The organism is Candidatus Planktophila sp. (assembly GCF_040402315.1).
Lineage (GTDB): Bacteria > Actinomycetota > Actinomycetes > Nanopelagicales > Nanopelagicaceae > Planktophila.
This window is the reverse complement of the sequence record NZ_JBBAMU010000040.1, coordinates 1-1,427: the sequence shown is the minus strand read 5'-3', so window position 1 is coordinate 1,427 and position 1,427 is coordinate 1. Positions and strand designations below refer to the sequence as shown.

The window sequence follows — 1,427 nt, the reverse complement described above, 5'->3', positions numbered from 1 at the left end:
ACTCCTTCCAAGATGCGTTGGAGTAATTGATTTGGAGCCCCCCATCCGGATTGAACGGATGACCTGCTCATTACAAGTGAGCTGCTCTACCACTGAGCTAGGGAGGCGTAGTGCGAGCGTAATTATGGCACCCAGCACCCAATTCTGAAAATCGTGCCTGCTATCTCGGCCAGGAGAGCGGTGATGGGTATTTGGCACTTCTTCCATCACCGGAAGACTTACCCCGAAGGCGACGATAAATCCAGGGCAAGGCAAAGATAATAAACCAGGCAACGGTGATGCCCTTTTGCACAATCCATGGAATTTTTTTGGCCGGTGGCAACGGTGTTCTCCACCCAGGGTTAAATGGTAAGCCAATCTTTTCTAATACCGCTTGTGCACATCGATAATGACCTTCAGCATTTAAGTGAAGGCGATCAAATGCTAAGAACCTGCGATCACTCAAGAAACTTTCTTCATTTGCATCGGCCACAATGGCACCCACTTCAGCGCCAACCGCACGCACACCTTTATTAAATGCGGAAAAGCGTCGCTCCCAAATCTCAGCACCGCGCCCTTTGTTCCCAGTTTTTTCCAGGACGGTAAAGAGCATTACTTGTGCGCCACTTCGCGCAAGTGATCGAACCGCATCTTGATAGAGCGCGATCGCAACATCTGCCTGATATCCCGGGCGCAGCGCGTCATTGGCACCTGCATGAAAAGAAACCAGAGTGTCGCTACCAGTGACAAAAGAGAGCGCAATCGGAACTTGATCTTGCGCTACTTGTCCGAGCAACTTGCCGCGCACAGATAGATTCACATAAGTGAAATCAGGATGAGCTTTTGCCATCTCATCGGCAATGCGATCTGCCCATCCTCGATATTGGCCATCGATGATTTCATCGCTCATTCCTTCAGAGTATGAATCGCCGCAGACGATTAAACGTTGGTATGCCATCAATAATTAACCTAAATAGCTACCCTTTGCGCCGTGCTTCATCAACCGCATAGAGCGCGATAGATGTTGCAACGGAAGCGTTCAGTGATTCAGTGCTGGCGCTAATTGGAATAGAGACAATCAGATCGCACTTCTCACGCGTTAAACGCGCTAGGCCTTTACCTTCTGAGCCCACAATCACCATCAGGTTCTCAGTTGCCACCTTCATCTCAGCGATAGATACATCAGATTCGCCATCAAGGCCCACCACAAAACAGCCTATTTTCTTTGCTTCATCAATGGTGCGAGCCAGGTTTGTTACTTGTGCAATGGGTAAACGTGCTGCCGCCCCGGCTGAAGATTTCCAAGCCGATGCGGTCATTCCGGCAGCACGACGTTCAGTCATCAGAACACCAGATGCGCCAAAGGCTGCGGCGCTTCTCACAATGGCGCCCAGGTTACGTGGATCTGTCACACCATCTAGGGCAACAAGTAACATCGGGTTCTTTGC

At 50.2% G+C, this 1,427-nt stretch carries 2 protein-coding genes and 1 tRNA gene; all 3 read right to left on the bottom strand.

Going from position 1 to position 1,427, the window contains the following annotated elements; genetic code table 11:
• Positions 1-32: 32 nt before the first annotated feature.
• Positions 33-107 (bottom strand) — tRNA-Thr (locus AC9UEP_RS05560).
• Between the two features lie 53 nt (positions 108-160).
• Complete coding sequence (locus AC9UEP_RS05555; protein WP_509544898.1) at positions 161-937, bottom strand: SGNH/GDSL hydrolase family protein; 777 nt, start codon at positions 935-937, stop codon at positions 161-163.
• Positions 938-956: 19 nt separating this feature from the next.
• A partial coding sequence (rlmB, locus tag AC9UEP_RS05550) for a 23S rRNA (guanosine(2251)-2'-O)-methyltransferase RlmB (RefSeq protein ID WP_509544895.1) occupies positions 957-1,427 on the bottom strand: 471 nt, incomplete at its 5' end.

Coding starts and splice junctions, on each gene's coding strand:
- AC9UEP_RS05555 (WP_509544898.1), bottom strand. CDS start 937: ATGGCATACCAACGTTTAATCGTCTGCGGCGATTCATACTCTGAAGGA.